The sequence below is a fragment of the Sphingopyxis sp. NJF-3 genome, assembly GCF_053514865.1.
In genome coordinates this window covers 175,381-192,500 of the sequence record NZ_CM130726.1, presented here as the reverse complement: position 1 = coordinate 192,500, position 17,120 = coordinate 175,381, and the positions used below count along the sequence as shown (strand labels likewise).

Here is a 17,120-nt window from a genome sequence, read left to right as displayed (position 1 = left end):
AAAAAACCGAATCACGACGCGATATAGTCGCGCATCGCCGCCGCCTCGGCCTCGATCATGTCGATGCGATATTTGACGAGGTCGCCGATCGACACGAAGCCGACGAGCCGGTCGCCGTCGACCACCGGCAGATGGCGGATACGCTTCTGCGTCATCTGCGACAGCGCCCCGATCACCGCCATGCCCGAATCGCAGGTCACCGGCGATTTGGTCATCACCTCGTCGAGGCTGCGGTCGAGCGCGTCGGGGCCATAGGAGGACATCAGCCGGACAAGGTCGCGTTCGGAAAAGATGCCGACGATCGCATCGCCCTCGACCACCGGCACCGCGCCGATGCGATATTGCGCGAGCAGGTCGACCACCGCCCGCACCGAATCGGCGGGCCGCGCCGAAATCACCGGCCCCGTGCGCCCGTGCAAGATCGCTCCGATCGTCATATGCTGCCGCTCCCTCTGTCGCTTCGATATCGTCGCCATCCTACCATGATTCGCTGCGAAGCCGAAACAGGCGCCGCGGCATTCGCCCTTGGCCTCGGCGCCCGCATGGTTCATGGAAGCGGCATCATGGTCAAACGCTCCCCCCTCGACGACGACGGCGCGTCGAAAATCGCCTGGGCCCGCTATCGCCGGCTGATGCGCGGCATGGCGATCGTCTCGCTGCTCGCGGTCGTCGGCGCGCTCGGCTATCTGCGCTGGTCGATGGGCGACGCGCTGACCATCCACATGATCATCGCCACCGCGGCGGGGGTCGGCCTGTCGGTGATGCTCGGCGCGGCGCTGATGGGCCTCGTCTTCCTGTCGAGCGGCAGCGGCCATGACGAGGCGATCGACGACCCCTTCAAGGACGATCCGGACCTGCAGCCATGACCGACGGCATCCACAATCTGCCGCAGCGCCCCGACCCGATATTGCGCGTCGTCCCGGCGCCCGCCGACATCAACAGCAACGGCCATATCTTCGGCGGCTGGGTGCTCAGCCAGATGGACATCGCGGGCGGCATCGTCGCGGCGCGGGTCGCGCAGGGCGCGACCGCCACCGTCGCGATCGAGGCGATGGAGTTCATCGCGCCGATCCTGCTGCGCGACATCATCTCGGTCTACGCCCATCTCGAAAAGCGCGGCCGCACCTCGATGGGCATCCGTATCGAGGTGATCGCGACGCGCGACCGCGGCGAGACCGAGGTCAAGGTGACCGAAGGCCTGTTCACCTTCGTCGCACTCGACGAGAATCACCGGCCAAGACCGCTGCCGCCGGCCTAGGGTCAGGACCCATTAATTGCGCGTTCGAGGCGTCGAAATGGCGAAGATATCGGGTCTGGGCGGGTGCAGCGGGTAGCATCGCTACCCGCAAGGCCGCGCGGGCCCGAGATCGAAGCCATTTCGGCGTCCCTGCGGGATTTGACCGATTTTGCCCATGGCTTCGTCGGCAAGTCTTGAAATATCGACATATTCCTGCGCCTTGCCTCCTCGCCCTGAGCAAAATCGCTTCAAACCTCGAACGCGGAATCAATGGGTCCTGACCCTAGGGTCGGAACCCTAATCCTCGGTTTCGGTGACGCGATAGTCGAAGGTGCGCGCCGCATTCGCGGGCACGCGCACGATCCAGGTCGGCAGCCCGTCCTTGCGCGGAAGCTTGCGCACCCGCGAATCGAGCGCCGTGTCCGCATAATAGTTGAAGCCGAGTTCGAAATGGATCGCGAACGGGTTCGCGTTCGACACCGTGGCGCGATAGCTCCGCCGGCGCTTCCGCTCCTCATAGGATTCGTCGATATCGACGCGCACCTGGCTGCTTTCGCCGATCACCAGATTGACGGTCTCGCCGACCGCATGATCGCGCATCATCCCCTCGCCCGCGAGCAGTTCGCGGCCCTGCGCCTGCTCGAACACCGCGACCTCTCCGCTCGGCAACGGGACGCCGAGCTTCGCCGACTCGCGGTTCTGCATCCGAAGCACGATCTCGCTCGGCTGTTCGTCACTTTCGCTGCCGATCTGCGTGCGCAGGCGATAGACGGTCTCGAACGGCACCTTGTCCTTGATCAGCAGCGCGACCTGCTTTTGCCCGTTAGCCGCGACCGTCACGGGAATCGGCACGCGATAGAGCTTGAGGTCGCCCAGATCCTCCTGCGACGCGACGACCGCGACCGGCGACGCCATATCCAGCGCCGTCCGGCGCGCCATCCCGGTGACGACGATCTCCTGCCCCCCTTCGAAGGCCATCGGCGGCGGGGGCGGTGGCGGCGGCGGGGGTGGCGGCCGCACTCCGTTGCGGCCGCTGCCGAGCGGGAAGCAGGACAGGCGCAGTTGCGGAGCCGGTGGCGCCGCGACCAGCGCGTCGAAATCGCTTTCGACGTTCAACGTCCCCGCGAGCGCCGAGAGGCTGGCGTCGGGAAAGCTCTCGCCATTGCTGTTGGCGACGGTCAGCCATGCGAAAAGATCGAGCGTCCGGCCGTCGGCGCCGACGCGCGCGACATAGCTGCTCGTCCAGTCGAACCCGGTCGACAGATAGGTCAGCGTCACCGTCGCGCGCTGCGCCGCCGGGCTGCGCGTCGTCACAGACAGCGTCGGCTTGGCGGTCAGCCCCTGCGGCACGCGATCATAGATCAGCGTTTCGGGCAGCCCCGAGCAGCGGAGCGCTTCGAACCCCGCGGGGGTCTGCAGCACGACGGCACCGCCTGGGCCCGAGCGGATGATCGCGTCTTCCTCCCGCACCTGGCCCGTCGCCCGGTCGGTGCGGCGGAGATGGACCCGGTTGCCCAGGCTGCCGTCGAGCAGGCTGGCGGGCGACAGCAGCGCCGCGTCGCGATTCTTCTGCACCGTGCCGCCGGGCAGCCCGGTAACGATCGCGCTCACCGCGACCATCCCTTCGGCCACGCCTTCGAAGCGGACGACCGATTCGCCCGCCGGCAGATCGATGGTGCGCTTTTCGGAGATCAGGGCAAAGCCGTTCAGCCAGTCGAGATCGATCTCGCCGCCCTCTCCGCGCTCGGGATCCCGAAAGACGCTGACCGACAGTGAATCGGCGGCGGTCGACGTCACCACCGGCTGCGCGGCCGCGGGGGCGGCGGCGAACAGCAGCAGGAAGGAAGCGAGACCGCGCATCGCCTTGCGGCGTCAGTACCGCGTTTCGAAGGTGGCGGTGACCGTCGTCTCGCCATTGGCGGGGACGGCCACGCTCCATTTCGTCCCGTCGGCGTCGAGCCGTTCGCTCTTCTGGCTTTCGGTGATGATTCGCGTCTCGTCCCAATACCAGTCGAGCCCGCGCTGGGTCAGGTCGACCGTCACCGGCTGCGCGCGGGCGTTGGTGACCAGATAGGACATCGACGTGCGCCAGACATCGGGTGCGCGCCGCTCGCGCGACACGACGGTCGCCTTGACCTTCACGTCGAACGCTTCGCCGGTCGCGAGCCCCAGTTCGCTGCCCATCGGGGTGTGGCCAATGCGGTTCTCGCCGATGAACTGCGGGTCGCCGCGCAGGTCGCGCTGATAGAAGCGCACCGTCCCTGCGGGCAAGGCGTCGCCCAGCCCGCCCTCGCGGCTGGAGCTGAACTTGATGACGCTCGCCGCACTCTGCGGCTCGTCCATGTTGTTGAAGCCCTCGAACCGATATTCATAGGCCTTGCGCGCCGGCACCTTCGACACGTCGAGAAAGCTCACCTGCTTGGTCTGGGCGTTGGCGATCGTCGTGCGTTCGGGCAGCGGATAGAGATAATAGTCGCCGAGCTGCTCGCGCGGCGCGGTTTCGGTACCGGCGCGGCGGAGATTGGTCGGCGGCGTCGGGCGATAGCGCGGTGCGGCGCCGATGCTCGCATTGCCGCTGCCGGCCGGCGTCCCGGCGACGAGCAGGGTGCGCGCATTGTCGAAGGTGGTGCCGGTGGTGTTGGTCAGCGTCACCCAGCCCTGGACGTCGATCGTCCCCGCCTTCTCGTCATAGAGCGACACATAGTCGGCCGCCCAGCCGAGCCCGCTGGTCAGATAGGATAGCGTCGCCGGGCGCGTCCCCGCGCGATCGCTCTCGACGGTGATCGACAGCGTCGGCTTGGCGCGCAGGTTCGGTGGTATCTTGTCGAAGATCACCCGCACCGGCAGCCCGTCGTCGCGCAAAATCTCGATCCGCGACCCGATCTGCAGCACCACCCCGCCGTTGACCGCCAGCACCTTCGCGCGCTCGCGGGTTTCGGCGCCGGTGGCGGGGTTGACCCGCAGCAGCGTCACCATCTCGCCGACCGCCTTCTGCATGAGGGCGTTCGGCGAGAGCAGGTCGTAATCGAAATTCTGCTCGACGATCGCCGTGCCGTCGGCGGCGAAAGAGACGGTCTGCGGCCGGATCTGCGCCGACACGTCTGGGAACTCCTGGCGCGACCGGCCGGCGGGAATGCTGATCTGCCGGATATCCTGAACCAGCGACTGGCCGCCATTGTAGATGGTGACCGCAAGGTCGCCCTGCGCATTGCCCTGCGCGGGATCCTGCGCCGCCGCCGCGACGGGGACCAGGGCACCGATCGTCGCTGCCCGCACGCAAAGCCTTGTCCAAGCGCGCATATTCACCCTCCCGCCGATGTCCGTGCGGGAAGGCTATGTCATGTCCGCGCCAAAAACCAGCGCGAAATCGCGGGCTTATTCGGCGGCTTCGACCCCGGCGCCGCGCGCGGCGAGCGTGCGGCGCGGACGGCGGGCCTTGGGGGCCGGCGCCGCGTCGTCGCCTTCGGGCTCGGCGGCTTCGGCGCCGCGGCCGATCGCCGGCGGCAGCACCGCGGTATCGATGCCGGCATCGCCTTCGCCCTCGTCCTGCGGACGAGCGCGGCGCGGGCCGCGACGGCTCGTGCGCGGCGCGGGCGCCGCTTCCGCGGCCTCTTCGGCGTCGCCGGATTCGGTGTCGCGCGGTTCGTCGCGCTCGGCGCGGTCCTGCTCGCGGTCGCGGCGGCCGCGGCCCTGCTGCTGGCGGTTACCGCGATTGTCGTCCTCGTCGCGGCGGTCGCGTCCGCCCTGCTGGCGGCTGTCGCGCTCGTCGCTGCGCTCGGTTTCGCTGTCGGTGTCGAGATCGCTGTCGTCGTGACCGTCGAAATCCTCGACCCCGCGCACTTCGCGGCTACGGTCGTGGCTGCGCTCCTGGCCGTTCTGCGCCGCCTTTTCTTCCTGGCGGGCGCGGAAATCGCTGTGGACGCGGAAATAATGGTCGGCGAACTGCAGATAATATTCGGTCTGGACCCGGTCGCCGGAAAGCTGCGCGTCGCGCGCGAGATTCTTGTATTTCTCGATCATCTGGACGGCGTTGCCGCGCGCCCGGCTGTCGATCCGGTTCGCCTGGTCGACGCCACCGCGCCCGCCCGACTGCGACCGGTTATTGTTGCTGTTGTTGTTGCGGCCGCGACGGCGACCGCTCTGCCGGTTGTTCATGTTCAACTGAAGCATCCTGTCGAAAAGCTATGCCAAACCCCTTTTGGCCGACCGCAACATTCGTGCGTCGCGCCCGCGCCTTCGTGCGCGGCCCTTGCCCTCTACCGCTTGCGCGGGACCGCAGGTCCTGCACCAGCGCCGTAAATGGGAAGCAAACCCGTCGGACCAGTATCGATGCACCAGCATCGCCAAAGGGACCCCGATCAGGTCTGTGAGCCGCCCCTAACGCGCTTTGAACGCAAAACCAAGCGATTTCTTGGCGGGCCGTTATGCCGCCGGGGTGAGCAGCAAGGCCCGGTCGCGGCCGGCGAGGTCCTGGCGGCATTGGGCCGCGAAACCGGCCGCTTCGGCCAGCGACGTTACCAATTTATGCTGCGTCGCCCCGATTTCAAGGACCGCGACCCCGCCGGGCGCTAGCAGGCGCGGCAATCCGGGGATGATCCGCCGATAGTCGGCAAGCCCGTCGTCGCCCGCGAACAGCGCCGCCGCGGGCTCGTGATCGGCGACATCGGGCATCAGCGTTTCGGAGGCGGCGATATAGGGCGGATTGCAGAGGATGAGGTCGAATTGGCCCGCAATCCCCTCGCCCCAGTCGCCGCGCTGTAACTCCGCCCGTTCGGCGAAACCCAGTACCGCCGCATTGCGGCGCGCATAGCCGAGCGCCGCTTCGCTCGCGTCGATCCCGAGCCCCGTCGCGTCCGGCCATTCGGCGAGCGCTGCGAGCAGCAAGGTTCCCGGCCCCGTCCCGAGGTCGAGCACGCGCCTAGGAGGTTGGCCGCCGAAATAATCGACCGCCGCCTCGATCAGCGTCTCGCTGTCGGGACGCGGGATCAGCGCGCCGGGGCCGACGCTGAGCCGGATCGTCCAGAAATCGCGGCTGCCGACGATATAGGCGACGGGTTCGCGCCCCAGCCGCCGCTCGATCAGCGCCGCGAATCCCGCCGGCACCGTGAAACGCGCGGGATCGAGCAACAGCGCCGCGCGCTCGACTCCCAAGGCGTGCGCCATCAGCAGCTCGGCATCGAGGCGCGGAGTGTCGGATGCGGCGGCGAGCCGCGCGGTTGCGTCGCGGAGAGCAGCGCTGACTCTCCCCTCCCCTTCAGGGGAGGGGCCGGGGGTGGGGTTTAGCGGCATGGCGCAACACTCGCACACCCCACCCCAACCCCGCCCCTGAAGGGGAGGGGCTTTTCAACCATCACCCAGCCCCGCCAGCCTTTGCGCCTGATCCTCGGCGATCAGCGCGTCGATCAGTTCGTCCATCGCGCCTTCCAATATCTCGGGCAGGCGGTGGAGCGTCAGGTTGATGCGGTGGTCGGTCACGCGCCCCTGCGGGAAATTATAGGTGCGGATGCGCTCCGACCGGTCGCCCGATCCGACCATCGACTTGCGCGCCGACGCCTCGGCGCTGTGGATCTTCTCGCGCTCCAGATCATAGAGCCGCGCGCGCAGCACCTGCATCGCCTTCGCCCGGTTCTTGTGCTGGCTGCGCTGGTCCTGCTGGATCACGACGAGGCCGGTCGGGATATGCGTGATGCGGATCGCGCTGTCGGTGGTGTTGACATGCTGCCCACCCGCGCCGCTCGCGCGATAGATGTCGATCTTCAGGTCATTGTCGTTGATCGCGACGTCGACTTCCTCGGCCTCGGGCAGCACCGCGACCGTCGCGGCACTGGTGTGGATGCGCCCGCCGCTTTCGGTGACGGGCACGCGCTGGACGCGGTGCACGCCGCTCTCGAACTTCAGCTTCGCGAAGACGCCCTGCCCGCTGACCGACGCGACGACTTCCTTGTAGCCGCCGACCTCGGCCTCGTTCGCCGAGATGATCTCGACCTTCCACCCCTGCGCGTCGGCATAGCGGCTGTACATGCGAAGGAGGTCGCCCGCGAACAGCGCCGCCTCGTCGCCGCCGGTCCCGGCGCGGATTTCGAGCATCGCGGCGCGCTCGTCGGCGACGTCCTTCGGCAGCAGCTTGATCGCGAGGTCATGCTCGGCCGCGGGCAGCGCCTCCTCGACCGCCGCGATCTCCTCCTCGGCCATCGTCTTCATCTCGGGATCGGCGAGCATCTCGGCCAGCGCCACGAGCTCACCGCGCAGGCGCACGACCCCGGCCGCCGCTCTGGCGACGGGTTCGAGCTCGGCGAATTCCTTCGACGCCGCGACGAAATCGGCGGGCGCCATGTCCCCCGTCGCCATCCGCGCCTGCAAGGCGGCGTGGCGTTCGATGATCGCGTCGATCTGTTTTTCGGAGACGTGGGCCATCAGAGCGCGCGGACGAGTCCCTCGGCCGCCTTCGCCCGCTCGCCGTCGCCGCGCACGTTGATGTGCGGCGCACCGTCGCGCGTGCCGACGGAGATCAGCGCATGCGCCGGAATCTTCGCCGCCTTGTCGAAGCGTTTGCGCGGCGACCCGCTCGCGACGATTTCCGCCGCGAAGCCGCCCGCGCGCAACGCCGCGAGCGCCTTCAGCGCGAGCGAAAGCTGCCCGTCGTCCTCGACCGCGATCACCGCGTCGAGCCGATTGTCTATGCAATCATCGGCAACCAGCATCGCCAGCCGCTCGATCCCCGCCGCCCAGCCGACCGCCGGGGTCGGCGGCCCGCCGAGCGCCTCGATCAGCCCGTCGTAGCGCCCGCCGCCGAGCACCGTGCCCTGCGCGCCGAGCCGGTCGGTGACGAATTCAAAGGCGGTGTGGCGATAATAGTCGAGCCCGCGCACCAGCCGCGCGTTGCGCTGCCACGCGACCCCCGCGGCGTCGAGGCCCGCGGTGACCGCGCCGAAGAAATCCTGCGCTTCACTCGTCAGATAGGCATCGATGTCGGGCGCGCTGTCGGCAATCGGCCGGTCGCGTGGGTCCTTGCTGTCGAGGATGCGCAGCGGGTTCTTGTCGAGCCGCGCGAGGCTGTCTTCGGACAGGTCGCCGCAATGGCTTTCGAAATGCTCGACCAGCGCCGCGCGCCACGCGTCGCGGCTCACCGCATCGCCCAAGGTGTTGAGCGTCAAGGTCACCCCCTCGGCGATCCCCAGCTCCTTCAGAAGCTGATCGGCGAACACCAGCAGTTCGGCATCGGCGAGCGGGCTGTCGCTCCCCAGCACTTCCGCGTCCAATTGATGGAACTGGCGATAGCGGCCCTTCTGCGGCCGCTCGTAGCGGAACAGCGGGCCGTGCGTCGCGACCTTCAGCGGCGCGAACTGCTGCCAGCCATTGGTGATATAGGCACGCGCGATCCCCGCGGTGAATTCGGGGCGCAGCGTGATCGATTCGCCGCCGCGATCCTCGAACGAATACATTTCCTTCGACACGACATCGGTCGTTTCGCCGAGCGAGCGCGCGAACACCGCGGTCGGCTCGATCACCGGCACCTCGATCCGCTTATAGCCATAGAGGCGGCGCACCCGCTCGAAGGTCTCGACGACATGCGCGAAGCGGTCGGCGAAATCGCCGAGCATGTCCTGGGTGCCGCGCACCGGCTGCGGCGTCGGGATTTTCGCGCTTTTGTCCTTGCTCATGGCGGCGGCGTCTACTGGCTTTTCGTCGAAACGCAAAGGGCCCTCGCAGACCCCGCGCTGGACCTGCCGCCCTTTTCGCGGCAGTAACTCCGGCCATGAAAAAGGCACCGTTCGTCGCAGCGGCCCTGCTGGCCGCCCCCCTCGCCCTCGTTTCCGCTACTTACGCGCAGGATGCCAACAGCCGGCCGCAGCCGGTCGTGCCGCCGCACGGCATCCCGCTGCCCGCCGACAAGCCCTATCCGGGCACGATGGCGCTGAAGGTCGACGCGACCGACGTCGCGCGCGGCATCTTCCACGTCCGCCAGACGATTCCCGTCGCGAAGGGCGGCAAGCTCACCCTCCTTTACCCGCAATGGCTGCCCGGCAAGCACGCGCCGCGCGGCGCGATCGCCGAGCTCGCGGGCTTCCGCCCGAGCGCCGGCGGCAAGCCGCTCGCCTGGACGCGCCAGCCGACCGACGTCTACGCCTTCGACGTCGACGTGCCCGAGGGCGCGAAGAGCATCGACGTCGCATTCGACTTCCTGTCGCCGACGCGGACGAGCGAGGGCCGCGTCGTCGTCACCCCGGCGATGATGAACCTGCAGTGGGAACAGGTCAGCCTCTATCCCGCGGGATATTTCACCCGCGACATCCCGGTGCAGCTCGATGTGACGCTGCCCGAGGGGTGGACGGGCGCCGCCGCGCTCGACGGGCTGAAGGTCAGCGGCAACCGATACAGCTATGCGCCCACCACCTATGAAACATTGGTCGACAGCCCGATGTTCGCGGGACGCTATTTCCGCAAATGGGACCTCGGCCACAATGTCACGCTGAACGTCGTCGCCGACGAAGCGCAATATCTGGAGGCGAAGCCCGACCAGATCGCGACCCACGCCGCGCTCGTCGGCGAGGCGGTCGCGCTGTTCGGGATGCGTCATTTCGACCGCTACGAATTCCTCCTCGCGCTGACCGACGAGCTCGGCGGCATCGGGCTCGAACATCATCGCAGCAGCGAGAACAGCAGCAAGACCGACTATTTCACCAAATGGGGCGACGGCGAGGTGCTGCGCGGGCTGCTGCCGCACGAATTCACCCACAGCTGGAACGGAAAATACCGTCGCCCGGCGAAGCTCTGGACTCCCGACTACCGCACCCCGATGCAGGGCAATCTCCTGTGGGTCTATGAAGGCCAGACGAGCTTCTGGGACATCGTCCTCGCCGCGCGGTCGGGGATGCAGTCGAAGGACATGGCGCTCGCGCAATGGGCGACGAGCGCCGCCAATTATGCCGCGATGCCGGGGCGGAGCTGGCGCTCGGTCGAGGATACGACGCTCGACCCGGTGATCGCCGCGCGCAAACCCAAGCCCTTCCCGAGCTGGTCGCGCAACGAGGATTATTACAGCGAGGGCTCGCTCGTCTGGCTCGACGCCGACATGCTGATCCGCACCGCGACGAACAACAAAAAGAGCCTCGACGATTTCGCGCGGAGCTTTTTCGGCGGGCGCGAGGGCGACTGGGGTGAGGTCACCTATGAATTCGACGACGTCGTCCGGGCGCTGAACGCGGTCCACCCCTACGACTGGGCGATCTTCCTCCGCCAGCGGCTGCAGACGCCGGGACAGCCGGCGCCGGTCGGTGGCATCGAGCGCGCGGGCTACAAGATCGTCTGGCGCGACACGCCCAACGCCTATGACAAGGCGCGCATGGCGATGTCGAAGGGCTATGACCTCACCCACTCACTGGGGCTGACGATCGACAAGGACGGCGTCGCGGGCGGCATCCTCTGGGACGGCCCCGCCTTCCGCGCCGACATCGTCAACGGGACGAAGATCGTCGCGGTCGACGGCCTCGCCTACAGCAAGGATCGGCTCGAAGCCGCGATCAAGACGGCGGCCGACGGCAAGACCCCGGTGCGGCTGCTCGTCGAGCGCGGCGGGCGCTATCGCGACGTCGCGATCGACTATCATGGCGGGCTGCGCTGGCCGTGGCTCGAACGGACCGGCACCGGCCCCGACTGGTTCGACCGCCTGTTCGCGCCGAAACGGGCGCTTTGACACCAATACGCCCTCCCCTTCAGGGGAGGGCAGCGAAACTTGGCGGCTTGCCGCCTAGTTGCAGCGGGTGGGGCGGTCGGCCTTGCGCAAGGCCAATGGACCCCACCCCAACCCCTCCCCTGAAGGGGAGGGGCTAATCGGCCTCGACTTTGTGCACCGCATGGGGCTAAGGCGCGCGCGATTTTCAAACCACACCAAAGGACATCTCCCATGCGCATCGACCTGATCCCGGCCGGCGACAATCCGCCCGACAGCCTCAACGTGCTGATCGAAGTGCCGATCGGCGGCGAGCCGGTGAAATATGAATTCGACAAGGCGTCGGGGGCGCTGTTCGTCGACCGCTTCCTTCACACCCCGATGCGCTATCCCGCCAACTACGGTTTCATCCCGCACACGCTCGGCGACGACGGCGATCCGCTCGACGCGCTGGTTGTCGCGCGCTCGTCGGTGGTCGCGGGCGCGGTGGTCAAATGCCGCCCGATCGGCGTACTGCGGATGGAGGACAATGCCGGCGGCGACGAAAAGCTGCTCTGCGTCCCGGTCAGCACGACCTTCCCCTATTACGACAAGGTCCGGACCTACAAGGACATGCCCGAGATCGTGCTGCAGCAGATCGAGCATTTCTTCGCCCACTACAAGGATCTCGAGCCCGGCAAATGGGTGAAACTCGGCGGCTGGGGCGACGTCGACGAAGCGAAGAAGATCATCCTCGACGGGATCGCGCGCGCGAAGACGAAGGGGGTCTGAGGACAGGGCGTCGCCCCAGCGAAGGCTGGGGCCGCTATCGTTCCGGCAGGACGATGGAGATCCCGGCTTTCGCCGGGATGACGTCTATTCCTCCCCTGCCCCCGCCTCCACCAGCCGCACGTCGTGCCGCGGATAGGGCACGCGGATGCCCGCGGCCTGGAATGCGTCCCATATCCCCAGGAACACCTCGCCCTGGATATTCCCCAGCCCCGATTCGGGGTCCGAAATCCAGTAGCGCAGCTCATGCTCGACCGCGCGCTCGCCGAAGGCGGTGATCCACACCGCGGGTTCGGGGTGATCGAGGATACGCGGATTCGCCTTCGCGGTGTCGAGCATGATGCGCTGCGCCAGCCTGATGTCGCTGTCATAAGCGACCGGCACGCGCATCCGCACCCGCACCTCGCGGCTCGAATAGCTCCAGTTCTCGACCGCCTGCGTCATGAGGAGCTCGTTCGGGATCAGATGCTTCTTGCCGTCGCGGGTGACGACGCTGACCGCGCGCACGCCGATCTTCGCGACGCGCCCCACATTGGGCACCCCGCCCAATGTCGCCACCCCCATCGAGGCGGCGTCGCCGACGACGATCACGTCGCCGGGCTTGATCGAGCGGTCCATCAGCAGGATGATCCCCGCGATCAGATTGCCCACCGTCTTCTGCAGCCCGAAGCCGATCGCGAGGCCCGCGGCGCCCGAAAAGACGGTGAGCGCGGTCAGGTCGATGCCGAGCAGGTCGACGCCGAACAGCATCGCGAAGATGAACAGCGCGATCGCGATCAGCTTTTCGGTCAATATCCGCTGCGTGTCGTCGATCTGCTTGTTGCGCCGCAGCAGCCATTTGATCGCGCGCAGCACCAGCCGGACGCCCACATAGAGCAGCACCGCGACGACGAGCGTCGCGAACAGCGAATAGAGCGACAGGCGATAGTCGCCGACGTCGAGGCCGAGCGCCTTCATCGTCGCGACCACCTCGGCAACGCCGCTGCGCAGGCCGCTCTCGACGCTCATCCCGCCATCGCCCCGAAGCCGCGCTCGATATCGGCAATCAGGTCGGCGGGATCCTCGAGCCCGATCGACAGCCGGACGAGCGCGTTGGGGTCGCTCCAGACGGTCGCGGTGCGGATCGTGTCCGGGTCGCTCGGCACGACAAGGCTTTCGTAGCCGCCCCAGCTGAAGCCGATGCCGAAATGCGCGAGCGCGTCGATGAAGCGCGCGCGCGTCGCATCGTCCGCGCCCTTCAGCGTGAAGCCGAACAGCCCGCTCGCGCCCGAAAAATCGCGCGACCAGATCGCATGGCCCGCGTCGTCCGGCAGCGCCGGATAGAGCACGCGCCCGACCTCGGGCCGGCCGGCGAGCCAGCGCGCGACGGCGAGCGCATTCTCGCCGTGGCGCCGCATCCGCACGTCGAGGGTGCGCAGCCCGCGCAGCATCAGCGCGCAATCGTCGGGCGACACCGCCTGGCCGAGCTGATACGCCGCCTGCCGCAGCCGCGGCCACACCGCCTTGGTCGCGGTGAGCGAGCCCATCATCGCGTCCGAATGGCCGCCGACATATTTGGTGAGGCTCATCATCGTCACGTCGACGCCGTGCGCGAGCGCGGGAAAGAGCAGCGGCGTCGCCCAGGTATTGTCGAGCATCGTCAGCACGCCGCGAGCGCGCGCGAGCGCGGTGATCGCGGGGATATCCTGCACCTCGAAGGTCAGGCTGCCCGGCGATTCGAGGAAGATCAGCTTCGTCTCGGGCCGGATCAGCCCCGCGATCCCGGCGCCGACGAGCGGGTCGTAATAGGTCGTGGTCACGCCGTAACGCTTCAGCATCCCGTCGCAGAACGACCGCGTCGGTTCATAGGCGCTGTCGACCATCAGCAGGTGGTCGCCCGGCGCAAGCAGCGCGAGCAGCCCCGCCGAAATCGCCGCGACGCCCGAAGGATAGAGCAAGCTCCCCTCCGCGCCCGGCTCCATATCGGTCAGCGCGTCGGCGAGCGCCCACACCGTGGGCGTGCCGCGCCGGCCGTAATAGAGCCTGTCGTGGGTGGCGTGCCCCCGCGCCTTCAGCTCGGCGATCGAATCATAGAGGACGGTCGAGGCGCGCCACACCGGCGGATTGACCACTCCGCCGCCCAGCCGCGGGTCGCCCGTCCACTCGGGCCGCCGCCCGCCCTGCACCAGTTTCGTCGCGGGGCGGAGGCTTTGATCGTCGCTCTTGCTCATGCCCGCCTTGTTAGCGGAGCGCGGCACAAAATCCAGTGGCCGGCGCCTCCCGGCGCGCGCAGCGGGCCTTCATATTCTCACACAAAGACACAAAGAGGGCAGCTCGTGCGCGAACCCAGCGCGCATGAACTGCCCTCTTTGTGTCTTTGTGTGAGTCAAAAATAGCGCTGCGCGGGAATGGTCAAACACCTCCCGCGCTTCACGCCACTGGCTCAGGCCGCACCTGTCGCCTTGGGCGTCGCCGGGTCGGCGCCCCATTCGGTCCAACTACCGTCATAAACCGCGACATCGTCCTTGCCGAGCAGGTGCGCGCCGAAGGCGACCACGGTCGCGGTCATGCCGGTGCCGCAGGTCGTGACGAGCGGCTTGTCGAGGTCGACCCCGGCGGCGTCGAACGCGGCCTTCAGATCGTCGCCCTGCTTCCAGGTGCCGTCGGCGTTGAACAGGGCGCCGTGCGGCAGGCTGACCGAGCCGGGGATATGGCCGGGAGCGACGCCCGGGCGCGGGTCGCGTTCCTCGCCCGTGAAGCGCGCGGCCGGGCGCGCGTCGACGACCTGCTCGGCGGTGTTCGCCAGATTTTCGAGCATCTGCTCCTTGGTGCGTACCGCCTTCGCGTCGCGCCACACGGTGAAGTGGCGGTGGCGCAGCGTCTGCTTGCCCATTTCGAGCGGGCGCCCCTCGGCCTTCCACTTGGCGAGGCCGCCGTCGAGCAGCGCGACGTCGTGCGCGCCGAACAGTTTGAGGAGCCACCAGGCGCGCGCCGCGCTCTTCAGCGGGCTGTCATCGTAGATCACGATGCGGCTGCCGTCGCCGAGCCCCAGCGACTGCATGCGGCTCGCGAATTTCTCTGCCGGTGGCGCCATATTGTCGATGGCGCTGTTCGCGTCGGCGAGTTCGGCGAGGTCCATGAACACCGCGCCCGGAATATGACCCGCCTCATATTCGGCGCGCGCATCGCGGCCGGCATCGGGCATGAATTTCGTCGCATCGACCACCCGCAGGTCCGATGCCCCCAGTTCGCGTTCCAGCCATTCCGTTGACACCAAGGCGTCCATGTCATGCTCCTGTTACGACCCGCGGGGAACCTTGTTGTCCTGTCCCTCCGTCGGCCATCCTGCTGCGGCTTTGCTTTCCGGGGAAGACGATCAGCCTATGCCTCCACCGGCGCTTTTTCAAGCGCACGGCTGCTGTGCCCCAGCCGATGCTGCGCTGCAACAGAAAAGGGTCGAAAAGCCTGAAACGGCTAGAGTGCGCGCCGCATCGCGGTCGCGCGCGCGGCGGGACGATCGACGGCGTAGGAGGGCCGGTCGAGCGGCAGCGGCGCCAGCTTGTCGCCGGTCCCCGGCGCCGGTCCCCGGCCGAGGACGAAGGTGCCGGCGACCTGCCCGAAGGCGTCGGCATCGCCCTCCCAATGATAGGTGACGTCGAAGACGAGCACCGGCACCAGCATCGGCTTGCCGCCGATCATCAGCGGCTCGACGCTGGCGCGGGGCAGCATCACCTCGGTCGTCAGCGCCTCGCTCGCCCCGGGGGCGAGCGAAATGTCGTCGCGCAGCACGCTGCCTCCCGCACCGTCGAAGAAGCGCATCACCACCCCTTCCTGCATCGCCGACCCCTGGTTGAGCGCGATGCGCACCATCAAGCCGGTCGCCGCAACCGACCCGCGATTCGCGAGATCGAGCACGAAACCGACGACCAGATTCTCCGCCGTCATGCGAATCGCCCGCACGTCAAGTGTCATCGCCACCTCGGCGCGCTGCTCGGCGGCGGGGCGCGTGACGAGCGGCGACGCGGCGGCCGGGGTCTCGGCGGGCCGCGGGGCCTCGACCGGGCGCGGAGGCGGCGGCGCGGCGGGGCGGACGGGCGGCGTGGCCGCGCGCGGCATGGGGGGCGATGGCGTATGCGGCTTCGCAGGCTCGTCGGGCACGCCGCCCGCGAGTTCGGGGCGTCGCCGCCAATACCAGACACCCGCCGCCACAGCCGCCAGCGCGGCGAGCAGCCAGGCCCAGATCGGCGTGCCGCCGCTATCGGACCCCGCCGCCGGAACCGCCGCGACATCGTCGGCAGTCGAGGAAGCCGGGCCGCTGTCTGCAACCGATGGCGACAGATCGGCCGACGAGGGCGGCGCGGGCGCTGCACCCGTCGGCGCCGCGTCCGTTGTCGCGGGGGCCGCCGCGACTGGCGCGCTGTCGGGCGTGGCACGCGTTGGCGCGGGCGCCTCGCGGCGCGCCGGCGCGGGTGCGGGAGTCGGCGCCGGGGTCGCGCGCGTCGGCTGGGTCGGCACGATGCGCGGCGCGGTCGGCTGCGGCGCGGGAGTCGGCACGCCGCGGCGCTCGCCCGGCGCGAGTGGCGCCAGGCCGTTGTCGGCGGGACCCTGCACCCCCGACTGACGGCCGTCGTCGGCGGGGCGCAGGCGGAAATCGCTCAGGCCGCCCGGCGCGGGCGCGGGGGTCGGGGCGGGCGACGGCGTCTCCGTTTGCTGCGCGCGCGCGGGAGCCATTCCGCCCACGACGAGCGCGAGCGCGATCAGCGGCAAGCACGCCGCTTCGCCTGTCCGACCGAATTTCGTCTTCGTCATTCCTTGCCCAGGGCCCGATCGTTCCATCCCGTCCGCGCCTTGAACGGGCGCTGAACCCGGCCGGTCATCGACGGATGACATGGGCCGCGCGCCGCACTAGACGGTTTCCATGAGTGATTCCAGCCATCCCCCGCTCGTGCCCAAACATCTCGGCCAATCGAGCGAACTTCCTGCCTCACCCGAGGCTGCGGTGCTCGACTATGTGCCGAATCCGCGCCACGGCGAGCTGTATCTGGTGCGCTTCGCCGCGCCCGAATTCACCTCGCTCTGCCCGGTGACCGGCCAGCCCGATTTCGCGCACCTCGTCATCGACTATGCGCCGGGCGAGACGATCGTCGAATCGAAGAGCCTCAAGCTCTTCCTGTCGAGTTTCCGCAACCACGCGGGCTTCCACGAGGATTGCACCGTCGGCATCGGCCGGCGCCTGTTCGATGAGATGCAGCCCCGGTGGCTGCGCATCGGCGGCTATTGGTACCCGCGCGGCGGTATCCCGATCGACGTCTTCTGGCAGTCGGGCCCGCCGCCCGCCGACCTGTGGCTCCCCGACCAGGGCGTCGCCGCCTATCGCGGACGAGGCTGAGCGTTACCCCTGCGAAAGCGAGCGACGAGAGAAATACTGGCTTTTCGCAACTTTCATCTTTCCGTCACACTCTGTTG

16 protein-coding genes are annotated in these 17,120 nt (G+C 68.4%); 5 read left to right on the top strand and 11 right to left on the bottom strand.

Annotation, left to right across the window (positions count from 1 at the left end; genetic code table 11):
* Nucleotides 1–11 precede the first annotated feature (11 nt).
* Nucleotides 12–437: a CBS domain-containing protein gene (locus ACOTSS_RS00840; protein ID WP_095387375.1), complete on the bottom strand. Its 426-nt coding sequence runs from the start codon at nt 435–437 to the stop codon at nt 12–14.
* Nucleotides 438–563: 126 nt separating this feature from the next.
* Between ACOTSS_RS00840 and ACOTSS_RS00835 the strand changes: the two genes are divergently transcribed.
* Nucleotides 564–866, top strand: a complete 303-nt coding sequence (locus ACOTSS_RS00835; RefSeq protein WP_095387374.1) for a hypothetical protein — start codon at nt 564–566, stop codon at nt 864–866.
* Complete coding sequence (locus ACOTSS_RS00830; RefSeq protein WP_448689677.1) at nt 863–1,258, top strand: acyl-CoA thioesterase; 396 nt, start codon at nt 863–865, stop codon at nt 1,256–1,258. The genes ACOTSS_RS00835 and ACOTSS_RS00830 overlap by 4 nt, the downstream gene beginning before the upstream one ends.
* A 276-nt stretch (nt 1,259–1,534) precedes the next feature.
* On the opposite strand, the gene ACOTSS_RS00825 is transcribed toward ACOTSS_RS00830, so the two are convergent.
* The 6 genes from ACOTSS_RS00825 to hisS all read right to left on the bottom strand — a co-directional run bounded on the left by ACOTSS_RS00825 (nt 1,535) and on the right by hisS (nt 8,898).
* A complete protein-coding gene (locus ACOTSS_RS00825; protein WP_448689676.1) occupies nt 1,535–3,097 on the bottom strand; it encodes a DUF4139 domain-containing protein in 1,563 nt (520 codons plus the stop codon).
* A 12-nt stretch (nt 3,098–3,109) separates the two neighbouring features.
* Nucleotides 3,110–4,537, bottom strand: coding sequence for a DUF4139 domain-containing protein (locus tag ACOTSS_RS00820; protein ID WP_448689675.1), 1,428 nt, complete (start codon nt 4,535–4,537; stop codon nt 3,110–3,112).
* Nucleotides 4,538–4,612: 75 nt separating this feature from the next.
* The gene (locus ACOTSS_RS00815; protein WP_448689674.1) at nt 4,613–5,407 is read right to left on the bottom strand and encodes a DUF4167 domain-containing protein; all 795 of its coding nucleotides are present in this window, start codon (nt 5,405–5,407) and stop codon (nt 4,613–4,615) included.
* Nucleotides 5,408–5,659: 252 nt separating this feature from the next.
* Complete coding sequence (gene prmC, locus ACOTSS_RS00810; RefSeq protein ID WP_448689673.1) at nt 5,660–6,526, bottom strand: peptide chain release factor N(5)-glutamine methyltransferase; 867 nt, start codon at nt 6,524–6,526, stop codon at nt 5,660–5,662.
* Between the two features lie 54 nt (nt 6,527–6,580).
* Nucleotides 6,581–7,651, bottom strand: a complete 1,071-nt coding sequence (gene prfA / locus ACOTSS_RS00805; protein ID WP_448689672.1) for a peptide chain release factor 1 — start codon at nt 7,649–7,651, stop codon at nt 6,581–6,583.
* Nucleotides 7,651–8,898, bottom strand: a complete 1,248-nt coding sequence (gene hisS / locus ACOTSS_RS00800; RefSeq protein ID WP_448689671.1) for a histidine--tRNA ligase — start codon at nt 8,896–8,898, stop codon at nt 7,651–7,653. The genes prfA and hisS overlap by 1 nt, the downstream gene beginning before the upstream one ends.
* A gap of 95 nt (nt 8,899–8,993) precedes the next feature.
* Here hisS and ACOTSS_RS00795 point away from each other — a divergent pair, with 95 nt between their 5' ends.
* Nucleotides 8,994–10,931 carry a M61 family metallopeptidase gene (locus ACOTSS_RS00795; RefSeq protein ID WP_448689670.1) on the top strand — a complete coding sequence of 646 codons (1,938 nt, stop codon included), beginning with the start codon at nt 8,994–8,996 and terminating at the stop codon, nt 10,929–10,931.
* Between the two features lie 210 nt (nt 10,932–11,141).
* Complete coding sequence (ppa, locus tag ACOTSS_RS00790; RefSeq protein WP_448689669.1) at nt 11,142–11,678, top strand: inorganic diphosphatase; 537 nt, start codon at nt 11,142–11,144, stop codon at nt 11,676–11,678.
* Nucleotides 11,679–11,762: 84 nt separating this feature from the next.
* Here ppa and ACOTSS_RS00785 read toward each other — a convergent pair whose 3' ends face one another.
* The 4 genes from ACOTSS_RS00785 to ACOTSS_RS00770 form a co-directional block, all read right to left on the bottom strand.
* Nucleotides 11,763–12,683 (bottom strand): mechanosensitive ion channel family protein, encoded by a 921-nt coding sequence (locus ACOTSS_RS00785; protein ID WP_448689668.1) that lies wholly within the window; start codon nt 12,681–12,683, stop codon nt 11,763–11,765.
* Nucleotides 12,680–13,885, bottom strand: coding sequence for a cystathionine beta-lyase (gene metC, locus ACOTSS_RS00780; RefSeq protein WP_448689667.1), 1,206 nt, complete (start codon nt 13,883–13,885; stop codon nt 12,680–12,682). Before metC ends, ACOTSS_RS00785 begins: the two co-directional genes overlap by 4 nt.
* Nucleotides 13,886–14,097: 212 nt before the next feature.
* On the bottom strand, nt 14,098–14,940 hold the full coding sequence (gene sseA, locus ACOTSS_RS00775; protein WP_448689666.1) for a 3-mercaptopyruvate sulfurtransferase: 843 nt from the start codon (nt 14,938–14,940) through the stop codon (nt 14,098–14,100).
* A 188-nt stretch (nt 14,941–15,128) separates the two neighbouring features.
* The gene (locus ACOTSS_RS00770) at nt 15,129–16,463 is read right to left on the bottom strand and encodes a hypothetical protein (protein WP_448689665.1); all 1,335 of its coding nucleotides are present in this window, start codon (nt 16,461–16,463) and stop codon (nt 15,129–15,131) included.
* 109 nt (nt 16,464–16,572) lie between these two features.
* Here ACOTSS_RS00770 and queF point away from each other — a divergent pair, with 109 nt between their 5' ends.
* A complete protein-coding gene (gene queF / locus ACOTSS_RS00765) occupies nt 16,573–17,043 on the top strand; it encodes a preQ(1) synthase (protein WP_448689664.1) in 471 nt (156 codons plus the stop codon).
* Nucleotides 17,044–17,120: the final 77 nt, after the last annotated feature.